Here is a 16,103-nt window from a genome sequence, read left to right as displayed (position 1 = left end):
GAGGAGTTAATTGACAGCGCTTTCATCGCCATCTACGATGCCAACAGCGCGACGCCTTTTTACTCGTCCACAGCTCGCTTCTCCTCGCAACTTGAGCTCACTCACATGTCCCATTGGCGAGAGGCCGCTCGGCCCTGGCTTGCGGCGTGGCTGACGGCCGCCGCTGTTTCGACGCACTGCTACGCGGCCGACCGCGAAGAGGCGGATGGCGTCTTCCGCAGCGAGGAGACTCGACGGGCGATTGCTTACGAGTTTAGCCCCGACGACGAACAACTGCTCGAGGAAGTGCAGCGAGGTTGCTTCAACTACCTCTGGAATGAAGTCGGCTGGCCGAGCGGCTTCGCGAAGGATCGTCGTACCGCGTCCGTTGCGAGTTTGGCCGGGGTTGGCTTTCAGCTCTCGGCGCTGCCCATCGCCGTGGAACGGGGTTGGATCACCCGAGCGCAGGGCGAGCAGTGGGCTCTGCGAATTCTACGTACTTTGCGTGAACGGACCGATATCCGCCGAGAAGGCATTTACTTCCACTTCGTGCGGGCTGACTCGGGCGGAATTTATCCGCCGTTCAAGAATGAGGCGAGCACGGTCGATCATTCGCTGCTCTTGGCAGGGGCAATGCCGGCTGCCGTGTACTTCGGAGGAGAGACGGCGCGCCTGGTTGACGAGATCGCCAAGGAAAGCAACTGGCGAGCGTTCCTCAGCCCGGACGACGGCTTTCTGAGCATGGGATGGTGGCCGGCCGACAACAAATCCGTCGGCGGGCCGGGCGAACTGATTCCGCGAACCTGGAATGCCGCAAGCGACGAGGAGCGCATCATTTATTTCTTAGCCGTCGGCGGCGAGAATCCTGAGTTCGCGCTGCCGCCCAAAGATTACTTCCGATTGGAGCGGCAGTTCCGCCAGCATGGCGATCTCCCGCCGTTTATCGCGTCGCCGACGGGGACCCCTTTCACCTATTTCTTCAGCCATTGCTGGATCGACTATCGGGGCCTCCACGCTGACGACCCGCGGCAGTTCGGCGTCGAGGGGCCGCGCGTCGACTGGTTCGAGAACTCACGCCGGGCGCTTGTGGTCCACCGACAACGCTGCGTCGAACTTGCCGGGAAATATAAAACGTTCGCCCCAGATCGATGGGGGGTCAGCCCTTGCATGGGCTTCGCCAACGGGCGGGAGAACTACCTGGTGCCGGAGACGAAGCCGAGCTTGTTCGAGAAAGACGAGTGGCAAGACGGGACCGTGGCGCCCTACGCGGCGGGGAGTGCGATCATGTTCATGCCCGCTGAGAGCGTTGCGGCACTGCGGGCGTACCGCGAATTGCGGAACGACTTGGGCGCTCCGCTTGTATGGCGTGACCCATCGCATGGCGGGTACGCACTGGCCGACAGTTTCAATCTCGATCAGAACAGGGCGTGCGACGACAACGTTTCGATCGACGTCGGGCCATTAATCTTGGCCATCGAGAACGCGCGAACGGGTCTGGTGTGGCAGTTGTTTATGAAGCACCCGTTAGCGCAGCGGGCGATGGAACGACTGAAGCTGGAGCCGCTGCGAGAGCCCAATTAGGCCGCGGCTCAAGCCAGGGCGGCGTTCAGGGGCGGTTTCCTTCCGTAAGCGTCGGGCACGATCGCTGGCTCGGCGGAGCTGGAGGCTGAAACGCTGCAACGATCAGAGATTCGCCCTTGCAGGCATTTGTCGCACGCTACTACGGCCTACAAGGCACTGGAATTGACGGTCTCCTCGCCGGCGCGAGTTCCTAGTGCGTTGAAGACCAGCACGTCGACGTCGAAGTTAATGAAATGAGCGGAGGCGTCGCCGTAAACGGCATTTATTCCAGACGGATGCGCTGAACCGAAAAAGAGGACCGGAATAGAGCCTTCAAAGCCAATACAAGTCCTTTGGATAGCGGCGTTAGGATTTTGACAGATCGCCGTATCTGCGTCGCTAATCGGCGGTACGCCTGTGTAGCGTACGCAATCTGGGTCCCATCCGTCCGACCACCCTCGATCGTCGGAAACACCGCCGCCTCCGGGATCGGGGGCTGGTTGGCCTTCGTAAAGGTCGGCGCGAACGACTTTCTCGCTAATCACAAGAGTGTTGCTCAAACCGTCAGTCACTTGTCCCGGTTTGATGGCGGTGGGAAAGCCTGGCACTAGTTCGCCCTTGGCAGGCGCTGTCGCGGTTTCGGGGGTGATAATTCGATAAGGGGTACGGACGACTACGCCGCCGTAGTTGGCGCTAGTCGCTGGGTCAGTCCCCCAAGAACCAGACGTGCCATTTCCGCACCAGTAAGAACGAATGGCGAATCCGGGACTGGCGCCGTTGAATGGCCATGCTTGCAACGGCACATACGGAGCCGCACCGCAGTAGTCGGTTGCCGGCTGAGCCGTGGCATAGTCGGTGAGCTGGTTACCTGTCGTACTATTCGCCGAACGCATCGGACTGCGACGGGATGGGCAGTTGTATAGGGGGATCAATGTCGACTGAAGCTGAGTGGGATTCGTCAGACCTTTGACTGCGTTTAACTCCAGATAGGGCAGCAGTTGGTAGAAGGCCCCCAAGCCCTGCTTATTTGCTCCGTTTGGCGTTCCCGGACTATTCGTGCCGCCCGAGGTGTAGGATGAAATACTGGGATTCGGCACACTGCCGCCGGTGGGAAAGACCTTCTGCGCGTCGACGTGATTCTGCAATGCGATTCCCATCTGCCGGACTTGGTTCTGGCAAGTCGTTCGGCGGGCCGCTTCGCGGGCGGCTTGGACCGCCGGCAACAGCAGGGCGACGAGCACGCCAATGATGGCGATCACCACCAGCAGTTCCACCAATGTAAAACCGCGACGCCGTTGCGGTGACGGGAATCTCATGACTCGTTCCTTTGTAGACCTCTAAAGGCAGCGATTTGCTCCGCGCATTCGCCTTCGGTGTGCCAATCAATTAGCACGAGACCTAGCGTGACGTTCGTTCACGCCGCGTTCGTCCGTAATCTCTTCCGAGCTAGCGCTGCTTGCGGCCGCGAGCGAAGCCGAGCAGCAGCGCACCGGTCGCAAGACCGATCAGTGACGATGGTTCGGGGACGGAGGCGTTTGCTATGAGCGAGACGCCGGGACCGTCGAGCGAGAAATCGTCGAAGAACGCCGACTGACCGGGATCGACGTTGAAGACGCCGTCGATCATTTGGGCCGTGAGTCGCGCGAACACGGTGTTCGCCGGCGCGACTGCCTGCAACGTATGCTGATACCAGATGTTGTCGTTCGCATTGCCTGTGGGGCTCAGGAGCCGGCGCGCTGCCTTGGCATCGATCACCGCCGAGCTGATGACGACGCTATTGATGTCGAGAAATTCGAGTTTGATCTCCGTATGGGTCGGCGAGGATTGGCCAGCGAACGAGCCAGGGCTAGCGGCGCTGATCGTGTCGACGCCGCCGGAGTAATTGGCTTCGAACTTGGTCCAACCCGAGAACGTGTAGGTGCCGCCCGGCTGGGCCGTGACCGTCTGCGAGATCACCCCGTCAACCGGAGTCGGCTCGAACGTGGGATGTGCACCGAAGAACGCGCTCAGCCAGACGCCGCGCGTCCCTCCCGGAGTGTGATTGGAAAAGCTCGCAATTGGGGTTCGTAAGATTTCGGTACGGGTGGCAGGCGTCTCCACCTGATTCCAGAAGTCGAGTGCGTCAGGCGGGCCGAGGTTGAGATTTCCGTTGGTGAGCAGATCCGTTCCCGGGTTGCTCCCGCTCTTCAGCGAAAAATCGTTGAAGAACGCTGACTGGGCGCCTCCGTTGGTGCCGGTGCTGCCGTTCCAGGCCATGTTAAGCGCCTCGGCAACGACGCGCACGTTGACGGTTCCCGCGGGAGCCTGTGCCACCAGCGGCGAGTGAACGATCGGAAAGCCGGGGAAAGTTTGCTCGGTGCGAAGGTCGAGCGTCGCGGGCGTCCCGATCACTTGGCCGCCGGAGTTCAGAAATTCCATGCGAAACTGGGTCGTCGTCGGCGACGGAATTTGGCCGAAGGGACTTTCGTCGCCCAGAGTCGTTACGAAGCCAGAATAGTTATCTTCGAAGGTCGACGTCCCCTGGAACGTGTACGTTTCTCCCGCAGCCGCCGGTACGGTTTGAAAGAGGCGTGCGTTGCCATACTGTTGCGTCCTGCCGACGTTGTCCTTCCAACGGGTGAGGTCGGCTCCGTCGACTTTCATGTCGCCATCTGCGTCGCCTTGCTCCGGCAGCGCCGTGCCCGTCAACCCGAAGTTGCGCTGCCAGATGAGGAAATCGGCGCCGTCGACGTTCCCGGCCGGCAGGCCATCGTTGTTGAAGTTACCCTGAGTGGGGCCAAGCGGGCCGCCGCCCTCGAAGGCGCGCAGGAAAAGCTGCACGTCCGAGCCGCCGGTTAACTCGGCGGTGTTGGCGGCGCCAGCGACGCCGGTCAGGAATTCAGTCAGGCCCCAGCCCGGAATATCTCCCGCCACGGCTCCAGGAGTTTCGAAATTGCCGCTAATGAGCAGTTCGACGGCATTGGCTTTAGGGGCACACGTGATCGCCAACGCGGCACTCAGACCGGCGGCGACTGAAAGTGATTTTGCGTTCCTCATCCCGATGCTCTCCTGGAATCCTTGGTCGATCAGAGAAGGTGTCGACGGCGTCTATAAGATCTAATTGAGTGTTTGGCGTGTGGCGTTAGATCAAGCGGATCCGAGCGTCGCGACGTCGCCGCGGCGGCGTTCGGAGCGGGTTGATCATTCTCGCTAGGGCGCTCGGGCAGTCCGAGCGCCCTAGCGAGGAATTGTCCATATCTTCTAACTATCGATTTAAGCGCGATTACTTACGGCGACGAATCGCTGTGAGGCCCAGCAATCCAAGTCCGAGCAAGCCAAGGGTCGCTGGTTCGGGGACGGCGACGAGGACGAAGTCGTCGACGACGAACGCTTGCCCGCCGCCAGCCGGATTCCCCGTGGCTCCGATCATCGAAGCCCGCGAACGAACCGAGACGGCCCCGGCAGGCGCCACGCCGGAGGCGTTGTACTGCTTGTAGTCGAAGGCCAGACCGTTATCGAGCGTGAGCGTCGGCAACAAGTTGACGACTTGTCCGCCGATAACGGAACCACCGCCGTCCAGGAATTCGAGCGCGATTTCCGCCCCTTGGGCTAGAAAGTTTGCTTCGGCGCCGGCCCACCCGCTCAGGTTGTAACGAACGCCAGGCGTCGCCGGGACGTCTTGGTAAAGATGACCTGTCGCCGCACCATCAGTCGGATTGCCTGAGAAAGGCTTGAAGAACACAGCCCAGTCGCCGCCGTCGGCTCCGCCAGTCGTCACGGGAGTCGGCGCGGGTCCGGCCCAGGGCTCTGACGACATTTCGTCTTCGTAGGGACCGGTCAAGGTACGCGATCCCACGTTGACCCAACTTGCCGGCTTCGGCAGGAAGAATCCGGGGACAATCTCTTGATCGTAAGTGGCGTCCAACGTGCCGTTGGTAAGCAAATTCTGTGCTTGTACGTTCGTCGCGCCGAGCATGACCATGCTCAACGCCGCCAACACTGCGAATCTCTTTTTCATTGGGACTTCCCTCTTAGAATGGTTCTCACTGCAGTAGTCCGAGGGGCCGCCACAGCGCCCCTCACAAGCCTGTTCTCGTTCGCTTTCAACGTGTACGCGCGTGTCGTGCTTTGCCGCCAAAAAGGGCGAGCACGTCAAGTTATTTCACAGGCGACTCCTTCGATTAACGAGGTCGACGTCTGCTAAGGAGTACGGTTTCCCACTCCACGCCGAAAGCGAACATCGCGATGCAACCCGTCGCTGCCTCGGGGCGTCCGCAGCCGAAATCGATCACGCGTCAAATGCGCGTTATTCCGGCTATCGTTCAGGGCGCCTGCCGCCTGCCCGTGCACTCAGCGTCGGGTTCCACCATGCAGTCGTGAAAAGTAAGAAACGAAAAGTACTCTTGCCTGACCTCTATCCTACACACAATCCAATCGCTTGCAAGCGCTTTCATCGGGATTTTCTTGCCCGATTGGCCGCGCAATGCCGGCGCGACGCAGGCGACTGTCGAAACTGCCTTCCGCCGCAGAATATCAACGTTCCAATTGAGAGAAGCGAAAGGCTGGACCCCTCCGGAAGGGCGCCGGCGGAGGATAGCCCGGCCGTGGAGCCCGCTCCGCGCTGCCAGTGGAGGAAATCTGCTCCGTCGACGCCGCCGTCGCCGTTTGCATCGCCGCCGGCGGGGGTCGCCCCCGCGACGTCCCCGAAACCGCTTCGCCAGATGGCGAGATCGACCCCGTCGGCGACGCCATTGCCATTGAGGTCGCCATCGATAAAGACAGCGTCGAGGGCCGCGTCGACGGTCGCCGCGTCGGCGAAACGCCGGCTTGAGCTCGCGTCGCCTTCGAGGTATTCCAAGAGTGCCATCGTCGAGAGGACGACGTTCCAATTGTCTTGCAGCGCGGGAATGTTCGTCGGCCCAGCAGCGCCGGTCGCCCAGCGCGCCGAATCGGCCAACCCCAGCGGACCGCTGAGCAAATCATTCGCAGCCATCATGCGCAGCGCTGCTTCCGATCCATCGGCGCCTGCCAGCAGAGCCAGGGCAACGCTCCAGGGCATGAACAGATCGCCCTGTCCAAAATTATTGTAGAGACTGTACTGTTCGTATCCGCCTGTCCCGCCAAAGCCAGCGTCGGCCTGAAATAGCCCGGTGCGGCCGAGGGCGACAAGCTTTGCGGCCGTCTCGCGCTCGTAACGCACATAGTTTTGCCAGGGGTTCGTGGCCAGGTTTCGATTGGGGTAGTTGTCGACTCCTCGATCTGACGTGTCGACGAATAGGTTCAGCAGCGCCTGCTCAAATGGCGCCCGGAACTGCGAGAGGCTGTGCACCAGATGCGCGTCATCGGGATTGACAAGAAACGCGCGCACGCGATTCACGTCCCTGTTCCAGCGGCTTTCGAGCGGAACGTGGTGATCAGTCGAAAGCTCGGCCGCTAACGAAACGACTTTTCCTTCGTTGGTGTAGCCATCGTAAGTGCCGGCGGTGAACCCGGACCCGGGAAAGTAGGCGAGTCGGAACCCCGCCGGCGCCGCGAAGGCGTCGAATTCGAAGCGGTTAACAACGGCGTTAATCGACGCGGCGAGCGGCACAGTCGTCGTATCTTGCAGGCGATAGTTGTGCAGCCCCAGTGCGATGAAGGAAGCGTCAATGCTCGACTCCTCGTTCGCGCCGCCGGGGAGCAGTGCGGACGAAGGGTTGATGAAGCGAGTCGGCAAGTAGCGCGACTGGTCCAGATTTGCATTGAGGCTTGTCACGACTTGGCCGACGAACAGATCGGCGTCGGCCTGGTTGACCCATCCGCGGCGGACGGCCGCGGGGAGCATCCACAAGACCCCGCCGGTCGTGTTCATCGCGGCCAGATTCGCATCGTCCGACGAATTATAGATAAGTCCCGTCGTTCGATTGCGGGCGGTCCATAAGCCGCTGAATTGCCGCTCGGCGAGACGCTCGACGACACTGGCGATCGGAGCCGTTAGCGGATCGAGCGTGGGCTTCGCTTCGCGCAGGCTAAAGTCATCAAGGTAAATCGAACCGGAGACGCTCCCCGCTTGCGGCGAGACGACAAAACTCGTCGCGTAGGTCCGCGACAGATCCGGGGAGCCGACGACAGTCCACCCTGGCGACTGTAAGTCCAACAGCGCCGAGAGCTTCGTCCAGCCTGATCCGGCCGGTACGACGAATGTGCGGTAGGCCTGATGCGAGAGATTGTCGCGGTAGTCTTTCAGCTCATATTTGAGGTTGAGGGGCGCGCCGGTATCGTTTCGGACATAGGTTTCGAAACTCTCGTAGCGCGACAGGTCGCGGGTCTGGCGATAACTTTGCGGCGAGGGTTCGCTGGAAAAAGTCTGAAAGAAGCCGCTGCCGCCCGCGGCGATCGTGCCGAGGTTAGCGCGGACCGACGCCGCGCCGGTGTGCGAGACGATCGCGTCGCGCTGGATCGATGAAAGACTGCCCGGGGAAAAGGAGCCGCCCCAATTGTTGAGGAATTGCGATGAACCCAGAGCCCCTGTTCGCTCGCCGTCGAACAGCTTCACGACGGAGAGATCACTTGCAACGACAAGCGATGGCCAAGCGGCGAGTGAACACGCCGTTAGGAATAACGTTGCGAGTGCAGCCCGAACGCCGACACCCTTGCCGTAATCGGGGCTCATAGCGTCACCACGATCCGATGTTCCCCGCCATCAGCGACTAGCGGCACGACGGCGATGCCATTCTCGACCGCCGCTGCCGCTCCATCGACAGTCGCCACGGTGACGCCACATTCCTTACCATGCGGATTGACGATGTCGAAGTGATACGACGTCGCGCCGTCCGGCAGACGATAACTAAAGCCGCACGACGGCCATTCGGCGGAGATGCAAGGATTTAAGCGCAGCTCGCGGCCGCCCACCACCTGCAGACCTAGCACCGACTCCACGGCGACGCGCCACATCCAACCGGCGCTGCCGGTGTACCACGTCCACCCTGCGCGACCGACATGCGGCGGCTGGCTGTAGACGTCGGCAGCGACCACATAGGGCTCGGCCTGATAGACGCCAACTTCGCACGGCGTGCGCGAGTGGTTGATCGGATTGAGCATCTCCAGCAGTTTCACGGCGCGGCTGCCTCGGCCGAGTTGGGCCAGCGCTCGAATGAACCAGAGAACGCCGTGGGTGTACTGGCCGCCATTTTCACGGACGCCGGGGACGTACCCCATGATGTATCCGGGATCATGATCTAGCTTGTCGAACGGCGGATCGAGCAGGCGAATCAGGCCGGCCGATTCGTCGACCAGGCGCTGTTCGACGGCGTCGATGCCTTGCTGCACTTTTTCTTCAACCCCGGCCCCCGATAGAACCGCCCACGCTTGGACTAATGCGTCGATCTGACATTCTTTACTGCCGGCGGACCCGACTGGTTCGCCGTCGTCGAAAAATGCGCGGCGGAACCACTGGCCGTCCCAGCCTTCGCTGTTGAGCGCTTCTTGTAGCCGCTGCTGATGGTCGCGATATCGTCGTATACGGTCGCCGTCCCCGCGCGACGAGCACACGGGGATCATGCGGCGCAGCACTTCGCAGAGGAAGAACCCCATCCAGACGCTTTCGCCGCGTCCCCCCTGGCCGATGCGGCTCATGCCGTCGTTCCAGTCGCCGCACCCCATCAGCGGCAAACCGTGCGCGCCAACCGCAAGCGAACGATCAATCGCCAGACAGCAGTGTTCGTAGATGCTTGCCGCCAAGTGGGAACGGTGCGGCGCCAAGTAGCGTTCCGCTTCGCCGGGGTCGAGAGCAGGCCCCTCCAAGAAAGGCACGCTTTCGTCCCATAGCGCCGAATCACCGATCGTGGCGGCGTACTCACTTGCTAATAGGGGGAGCCACAACAGGTCGTCCGAAAACGTGGTTCGCATGCCCCGATTGTCTGGCGGATGCCACCAATGCAAGACGTCTCCCTCGACGAACTGACTGCCGGCATGACGTACAATTTGCGCTCGCGTCACCGCCGGGTCGTGGTAAATCAGCGCCGCGGCGTCTTGAAGCTGGTCCCGGAAGCCATAGGCCCCGCCCGACTGGTAGTAGGCGGAGCGGCCCCACAGACGACAGCTGATATTTTGATAGGGGAGCCAGCCGTTGACCATGACGTTCAGCGCGGCGGAGGGAGTTTCGACTTGGACCGCGGAAAGCGTGCGGCGCCACTGGGCGGTAACTTCTGCGAACGCTTCGTCCAAGCTCGCCGACGTTGAATACTTGGCGATGAGCGAGCGGGCCTCTGCTTCGCTATCGGCTTCGCCTAACAGCAGCCAACATTCGGCGTCGCCGTGGGAAGGGACGCGCATCTTCCGCATCAGCGCCAAGCAGGGATCAACGTTCTCGCTGGATTGACTGGAGAGCTCTCGGCCTTCGCGGACTGCGCGCGGCGCCGAGAGATCGCCCAGAGTCCCGATGAACTCTTGGCGGTCGCAACTGAACTCAGCCCCGCCTGAATCCTCGGAACATACCAGCTTGGCGAAGGCGACCCTTTCCGCCAGCAAGCGCTGCGAGTTGACTGCGAATAATGCACCGCTGGCGTCGTCGAACCAAGTGCGAATCGACTCCCGGTGTGACGTAGCGCCATTGCCCAAAGCGAGGTGGGCGTAGGCGAAAAAGTCTAGTTCGCGGGAGTGGAGTGTTAGGTTTCGGAGGTGCAAACGCGAGATCTTCACCGAATCCTCGAGCGGCACGAATTGCACCAGCTGCTGCTTGAGGTCGGCGCATTGCTGAACGTATTTGGCGTACCCAAAGCCGTAGCGAACTTCATGGTCCGCCCCCGAGTCGGCTGGTCCGGCTGTGGGCGACCAGTAAGCCTGCGTCGCGGCTTCGCGGAGATAGAAGGCTTCGCTGTGCGGATCGGTGACGGGATCGTTCCCCCAGTGCGTGAGGCGGTTCTCGCGACTGTTTATCGTCCAACTGCATCCCGCGCCAACTTCGGTGGCGATGAACCCGGCGTGAGGATTCGAGACGACATGCGACCAAGGCAGCGGCGGCAATTGCAGTCGGCCGTCAGCGGCGTGCCTCAGCCTAATGACGTACTCGTCGCCAGCCTCGTTGAAGCCGCCATGGCCGTTGTCGAATCGAAGTGCTTCGAGTGCGGCAGAAACGCCGTCTGTACGATCGTCCGACCCCAGCGTAGAGAGCAGAGAGTATTTTTCCGTTTGCGTGTGAGATGCAGCGCGGTGGGCGCGATCGACGCGTCGTGACTCGCCAAGATGCTCCCGCACAGTCCGCGTGATTTCGCGATTCGACCGAGTCGTTGCTTCGCCGAACAACGTCTCTCGTCGTGCGAACTCTTCGGCGCGCAGGAAGGCGATGTCGACGTCTTCAGAACTGAGGGCGCTAAGGCGCGCGCCGAGAACTTCGTCGTCGCGGCGGGCCGTCGTGGCGTAAACGATGGAAGCGCTTTCATTTGGCGCCAAGTAAAAAACGGTGCGCAGCGCGGAAATCGGATCAAGCACTGGACCGTTGTGCCCCGCCAGCGGTTCGCTAGTCGCCGCTGATAGTGCCTGCGGCGTGGCCAAGGAGCGACCGCGACCGATGAACGCCATGCGGCTCGTGTCAAAGCTTGCCACGACGGCCGAGGCTCGACCCTCGATGCTGGCAATCCAATGAGCCCCGTTAAGGATCGATTGCCGCGGGTCGCGGCGGCGACGGCGCGCGATTGTCGCATGAAATTCGGGGAGGAATTCGGTCTGTACGAAAAGCTTAGAGAATGCTGGATGAGACGTGTCGGCCGCGGCGTCTTGCAGCACCCATTCGAGATATGACGTGAGTTCAATCGTCCGCGAGCGCGAGGATGGATTTGTCACTCGGCAGCGGCGGAACTCCACGTCGGAGTCGGGACAAATGCAAACCTCCAGTTCGGACTGGATGCCGCGATCCGAACGGCGGAAGCAGGCGCGACCCGGATGGGCTTCGAAGTCATATCGATCTGCGACGACGCCTGTCGGCTGGAGCGTGGCTGACCAGAATACCCCATCCTCCAGATCGCGGAGATAAAGGAATGACCCGCTGCGATTGATGACCGGATCGTCACCCCACCGCGTCACTGCAAGCTCCTCAAATCCCAGGGAACCTGTTCCCTGCGACGTAATGGTGCAGGCGAGCCGCGGGCCGAACAATTTTGCCGGCGCGGTTTCGAGTTGGTCCGCTCGCGAATCCTGATTCGCGCGGCGGGACGATTGAGTCGCCGAGACGCCTTCCATCCAGTGAGCCTGCAATCCTAGAGGAGTCGAACTAAGACAAGTGGCGGAGTCAGCCTTTGACCCCGCCCACCATGATACCACCAATGAGCTGCCGTTGTAGCAAAATGAAGAGACAGAGCACCGGCAAAATTGTGATCAGCGAGCCCGCCATCATCAGCTCGGCGTCCTGAACGTGCTCGGTCGAGAGGATCGCCAGGGCGACCGGCAGCGTGTAGTTCTCGCTCCCCGTCAGGACGATCAGCGGCCACATGAAGTCATTCCAAGCCGACAAAAATGTGAAAATCCCGAGAGTGGCGAGGACGGGCCTCAACAGCGGGAGGACAATGGTGAAGAACAGCCGCCATTCGCTGGCGCCGTCGAGCCGAGCGGCATCGAGGAGGCTGTCGGGAATCGCGAGTGCGTATTGCCGTACCATGAAAATCCCGTAAATCGTCGCCATCGAAGGAATGATGACTGCCCAATAGGTGTTGATCAGCCCGAGTTGTTTCAGCATTAAGAAGAGGGGAAGCATGCCGACCTGCAGCGGCATTACCAGTGCCGCCAGCAACGTCCGGAAGACCTGCTCTCGCCCGACAAAGCGAAGTTTTGCGAACGCATAGCCTGCCATGGCGTTCAACAGGAGCGCGAACGAAGTGATCGCGAGCGAAATCGCCAAGCTATTCAGCAAGTAACGCCCCAAATGGAGCCGGCTGAACAGCTCGCGAAAGTTCTGCAACGTCGGGGCCGTCGGCCATAGGGGGGGCGGATAGGTTTGCGCCGTCCCACGGGGCATGAAGGCCGCGCCGACCATCCAGAGGAGCGGGGCCGCTACCAGAAACCCCAGCACCGCAACCGCGACATTCGTTATCACGACTTTTACGTAGCGCATTTAGACTCCCGATTTCCGTTGGAGCCAGATCTGCGCAAGCGTCGCGGCTAGGGTAATCCCGAAGATCGTCATGGCTGCGGCGGAGGCGAATCCCAAACGCCACCAGCGAAAACCTTGCTCGTACATCAGCATCACGAGGCTGTAAGTACTCTCCTCCGGTCCGCCCTGGGTCATGACATAAGGTTCGGCGAAGAGCTGAAAGAAGCCAATGATCGTCGTCACGCCGACAAACAGAAACGTCGGGGCGAGCATGGGCAGCGTCACATGCCAAAACCGGCGCGCGGGGCCAGCGCCGTCGACTTCGGCCGCTTCGTAGAGTTCAGACGGGATGCTCTGCAAGCCCGCCATGAAGATGATCATGTTGTAGCCAAAGTTCTTCCAGACGGCCAGGAAGATGACCGCCGGCATGGCCCAATGCGGATCGCCGAGCCAGTCGATCGGCTCGAACCCAAGCTTGGTCAGCGCAAGATTAAAGAGCCCGTATTTCGTGTGGTAAAGATACCGCCACACGATGGCGACGGCGACGAGCGTCGTTACCACGGGGGCAAAGAAGACTGTCCGCCAGACGACTTTCAGGCGGGTCAGCTTCGATTCGAGCAGCAGGGCCGCGCCGAGCGACGCCGCCACCGACAGCGGGCCGCCAATCGCCACGAAGTAAAGCGTGTTATGCAGGGCGACCCAGAACCGATAGGTGTGGAAAAGCTGGATATAGTTTTGCAGCCCGACGAACCGCAAGTTCTGCCAGTCGGCGAGGGCGTAGATGTCGAAGTCCGTAAGGCTCAACAGAATCGACGCCGCGATCGGCGCCAGGAAGAAGACTGCGATGATGGCGACCGCGGGGCCGGCAAACCACCAACCGGAAGAGGGGCCGTCATAGCTGCGTGCTCCGACCGTTGCCGTCTTCTGGGGCATGGCTGCACCCGACGGCGACGATGATGATTTCGCAATGGTTGTCATGCGGAGTTACTGCTGCAGGCGCGCTTGGCGATCGAGAATCCACCGCCGCTTCTCCAGGATCTCGTCGACGCGCTGATCAAGTTCCGCCAGCGCTTCGTCGACCGTTTGTCGGCCGTTGATTGCCGCATCGGCCCGCTTCACCAACTCGCCGGTGACAATATGCTCCCACTCCGGCGCGGGCGGAACGGGCCGCACGTTTTGCAGTTGCTCATAGAATCCAGCGAATAAAGGATCGTTCCGCATCCCCGACTGTTCCCACGCTTTGGCTCCGGGCGGCAGGTTGCCGGTACAGAGAGTGAAGCTTACCTGCTGCCGCGGCTGAGCGAGGAATTCCAGCAGTTGCCACGATGCCTCGCGGCGCCGCTCGTCGCTTGAATTTTCGAACAACACCAAGCTCGAACCGCCGGCTATCGCGACTCCCGGCCAAGAGTCGTCGGGGCTCGGCCACGGGCAGGTCGTCCATTTTCCCTCGAGTCTCGGCGATAACCGATCTCGAAATCCTTGGACATTCCAAGGGCCAGTCACGTAGAACGCGAACGTGCCGCGTTCGAACTCTTGCGCCACGTTGGAGATCATTGAATTGGAATCCTTCGGCGCCAGGCCCTCGCGAAAGATGTTGACGTAAAACTCAAACGCCCTTTTGAACTCGGCGCCGCCAAAATCGCCGTACCGACCGTCATCTCGCAGCATCGCCGAGCCAGCTTGCATGCCCAAAATAATGGGAGTCTCAAACTCGTTCGTTGGCGCTAGCATCGCGTAGGAGCCTGCTGCTTGAATAGCTTGCACATCGCGCATCGCTTGCATCCATTCGTTCCAAGTGCGCGGTAGATCGGCGTGTCCCGCCTGCTTGAGGAGATCGGTGCGCACAAACAGGAGTCGAGTATCGACATACCAGGGCAAGCCGCGAATGCGACCGCCGATGACGTTTCCCTGCCAGACACCCGGGAAGAAGTCGTCCGGATCGATCAAGCCAGCCGCCTCGCTGGCCGTCACGCGATCGGTGAGGTCGGCCAGGGCGCCTAAGGCCTCAAATTCAGCGATCCAAGTATTTCCCAATTGACAGACGTCGGGCAAGGAATTGCCCGCGAACGCCGTGAGCAGCTTTTCGTGGGCCGCGTTCCAGGGAACCTGCTGAACTCGGACGTCGATTGCCGGGTGGGCCGCTTCGAATGCTTCAATCAGCGGCAGCGCCCGTTCGCCTTCGGCGCCCATCGCCCAGAAGTCAACGACGGTCTTCGGCTCCTGCACTTTGCGGCATCCGCCCGTCAACAAGACGATGGCCACTGTCGCATGCAAGGCGCAGGCATTTTGCAGACGACCGGATCGTAAGTGTTCGTATAGATGCGCCAATTTAGTCCCAAGGAAATGAAAAAGCGTTGAGAAGATTTGGCGCGCAGGGAATACACCGTGCAGAAAAGAAACTTCAAAAGAAGCGATTCACGTCAGCAAGCGTCGCGATAAAAGCGTTGGCCATTGAGATACAACGCGCAACCACGCAGACTTGGGCGACGTACGTTAGCTGGTTATGGCGGACGGCGCCCCGCAGGACTCCCGTACCACCAGTTCCGTCTCGAGGCTCAATTTCACAGCAGGCCGTTTGGGATTTTCGATGCGCTGGCAGAGAAGATCAATTGCCGCGGCGCCCATGCTCGACATGGGAACTCGGACGGTGGTGAGGCGCGGCCGCGTCATCGTCGCCACGCGAGTGTCATCGAAACCCACGACTGGCAAATCATCTGGCGTCGACAAGCCTGCCGCGAGAGCGGCGTCGATGATTCCGGCGGCCATTTCGTCATTCGCGGCAAAAACGGCCGCGCGCCGCCGTGCCCATTCGCGAACTTTCTTGACGCCCAATTCGAAGGCGGTGTCGTATTGATAGTCGAGGTGATGGACGTCGCTCGCGGTCACTTCGATCCCCGCGTCGGCGGTTACCTCGCGATAGGCGTCAAGGCGCTCGATGGTGTCGATGTTCGTCTCCAGGCCGCCGACGAAAACAATGCGTCGCGCCTGGCAATCTTCGATCAGGTGCCGCAACAAGGCAACGACGCCGGTACGTTGATCGATCACGACGCTGTCATGCTTGACCCCATCCACATCGCCATCAAGCACGACTAACGGAATCTTGATCTTCTCCAGCGTGGCGCGGGTGCGGGCGTTGACTTCGGAAATCATCACGGCAAGACCGTCAACCAGCCCATGATCACCCACGGCGGCCATCAATTCGCTGCCGTCGTCCTTCGCGACGATGGACGAGATCATCAGGTTGTATCCGAGTTCGCGCGCCCTCAAATTGGCGCCGCGGATGACTTCGGAGTAGAACTCGCCATGCAGGTCGGGCAAGACGAGCCCCAAGATGTGACTTTTGCGCAGCATCAAGCCGCGAGCGAAGACGTTGGGACTGTACCCTAGGTCGCTAATCGCGGATTCGACGCGTTTGCGAGTCTCCTGGTTGACGATGTTCCGCCGATTCAACACGCGCGAGACCGTGCTAATCGACACGTTCGCACGATCGGCGACATCTTGAATCGAAACAGGCACGTCTATC

General features: G+C 60.9%; 10 protein-coding genes. 1 reads left to right on the top strand and 9 read right to left on the bottom strand.

Going from position 1 to position 16,103, the window contains the following annotated elements; translation table 11 throughout:
- Nucleotides 1-105: 105 nt before the first annotated feature.
- Nucleotides 106-1,560: a glucoamylase family protein gene (locus I41_RS16195; protein ID WP_145433964.1), complete on the top strand. Its 1,455-nt coding sequence runs from the start codon at nucleotides 106-108 to the stop codon at nucleotides 1,558-1,560.
- Between the two features lie 146 nt (nucleotides 1,561-1,706).
- On the opposite strand, the gene I41_RS16190 is transcribed toward I41_RS16195, so the two are convergent.
- From I41_RS16190 to I41_RS16150, 9 genes are all read right to left on the bottom strand, one after another.
- Complete coding sequence (locus tag I41_RS16190) at nucleotides 1,707-2,855, bottom strand: DUF1559 family PulG-like putative transporter (protein WP_145433963.1); 1,149 nt, start codon at nucleotides 2,853-2,855, stop codon at nucleotides 1,707-1,709.
- A gap of 130 nt (nucleotides 2,856-2,985) precedes the next feature.
- A complete protein-coding gene (locus I41_RS27320; RefSeq protein WP_168206949.1) occupies nucleotides 2,986-4,575 on the bottom strand; it encodes a PEP-CTERM sorting domain-containing protein in 1,590 nt (529 codons plus the stop codon).
- Nucleotides 4,576-4,801: 226 nt separating this feature from the next.
- Nucleotides 4,802-5,536, bottom strand: a complete 735-nt coding sequence (locus tag I41_RS16180; RefSeq protein ID WP_145433962.1) for a PEP-CTERM sorting domain-containing protein — start codon at nucleotides 5,534-5,536, stop codon at nucleotides 4,802-4,804.
- Between the two features lie 432 nt (nucleotides 5,537-5,968).
- Nucleotides 5,969-8,170: a hypothetical protein gene (locus I41_RS16175; RefSeq protein WP_145433961.1), complete on the bottom strand. Its 2,202-nt coding sequence runs from the start codon at nucleotides 8,168-8,170 to the stop codon at nucleotides 5,969-5,971.
- On the bottom strand, nucleotides 8,167-11,733 hold the full coding sequence (locus I41_RS16170) for a GH36-type glycosyl hydrolase domain-containing protein (protein ID WP_145433960.1): 3,567 nt from the start codon (nucleotides 11,731-11,733) through the stop codon (nucleotides 8,167-8,169). Before I41_RS16170 ends, I41_RS16175 begins: the two co-directional genes overlap by 4 nt.
- 49 nt (nucleotides 11,734-11,782) lie before the next feature.
- On the bottom strand, nucleotides 11,783-12,388 hold the full coding sequence (locus I41_RS16165) for a carbohydrate ABC transporter permease (RefSeq protein ID WP_210420967.1): 606 nt from the start codon (nucleotides 12,386-12,388) through the stop codon (nucleotides 11,783-11,785).
- Nucleotides 12,389-12,601: 213 nt separating this feature from the next.
- Nucleotides 12,602-13,513 (bottom strand): carbohydrate ABC transporter permease, encoded by a 912-nt coding sequence (locus tag I41_RS16160; protein ID WP_145433958.1) that lies wholly within the window; start codon nucleotides 13,511-13,513, stop codon nucleotides 12,602-12,604.
- 51 nt (nucleotides 13,514-13,564) lie between these two features.
- A complete protein-coding gene (locus tag I41_RS16155) occupies nucleotides 13,565-14,842 on the bottom strand; it encodes a sugar ABC transporter substrate-binding protein (RefSeq protein WP_145433957.1) in 1,278 nt (425 codons plus the stop codon).
- A 231-nt stretch (nucleotides 14,843-15,073) separates the two neighbouring features.
- Nucleotides 15,074-16,096 (bottom strand): LacI family DNA-binding transcriptional regulator, encoded by a 1,023-nt coding sequence (locus I41_RS16150; protein WP_145433956.1) that lies wholly within the window; start codon nucleotides 16,094-16,096, stop codon nucleotides 15,074-15,076.
- Nucleotides 16,097-16,103 lie beyond the last annotated feature (7 nt).

The sequence above is a fragment of the Lacipirellula limnantheis genome (assembly GCF_007746075.1).
Lineage (GTDB): Bacteria > Planctomycetota > Planctomycetia > Pirellulales > Lacipirellulaceae > Lacipirellula > Lacipirellula limnantheis.
This window is presented reverse-complemented; position numbering and strand designations above follow the sequence as displayed.

Coding starts and splice junctions, on each gene's coding strand:
- I41_RS16170 (WP_145433960.1), bottom strand. CDS start 11,733: ATGGAAGGCGTCTCGGCGACTCAATCGTCCCGCCGCGCGAATCAGGAT.
- I41_RS16175 (WP_145433961.1), bottom strand. CDS start 8,170: ATGAGCCCCGATTACGGCAAGGGTGTCGGCGTTCGGGCTGCACTCGCA.
- I41_RS16195 (WP_145433964.1), top strand. CDS start 106: ATGTCCCATTGGCGAGAGGCCGCTCGGCCCTGGCTTGCGGCGTGGCTG.
- I41_RS16160 (WP_145433958.1), bottom strand. CDS start 13,513: ATGCCCCAGAAGACGGCAACGGTCGGAGCACGCAGCTATGACGGCCCC.
- I41_RS16180 (WP_145433962.1), bottom strand. CDS start 5,536: ATGAAAAAGAGATTCGCAGTGTTGGCGGCGTTGAGCATGGTCATGCTC.
- I41_RS27320 (WP_168206949.1), bottom strand. CDS start 4,575: ATGAGGAACGCAAAATCACTTTCAGTCGCCGCCGGTCTGAGTGCCGCG.
- I41_RS16190 (WP_145433963.1), bottom strand. CDS start 2,855: ATGAGATTCCCGTCACCGCAACGGCGTCGCGGTTTTACATTGGTGGAA.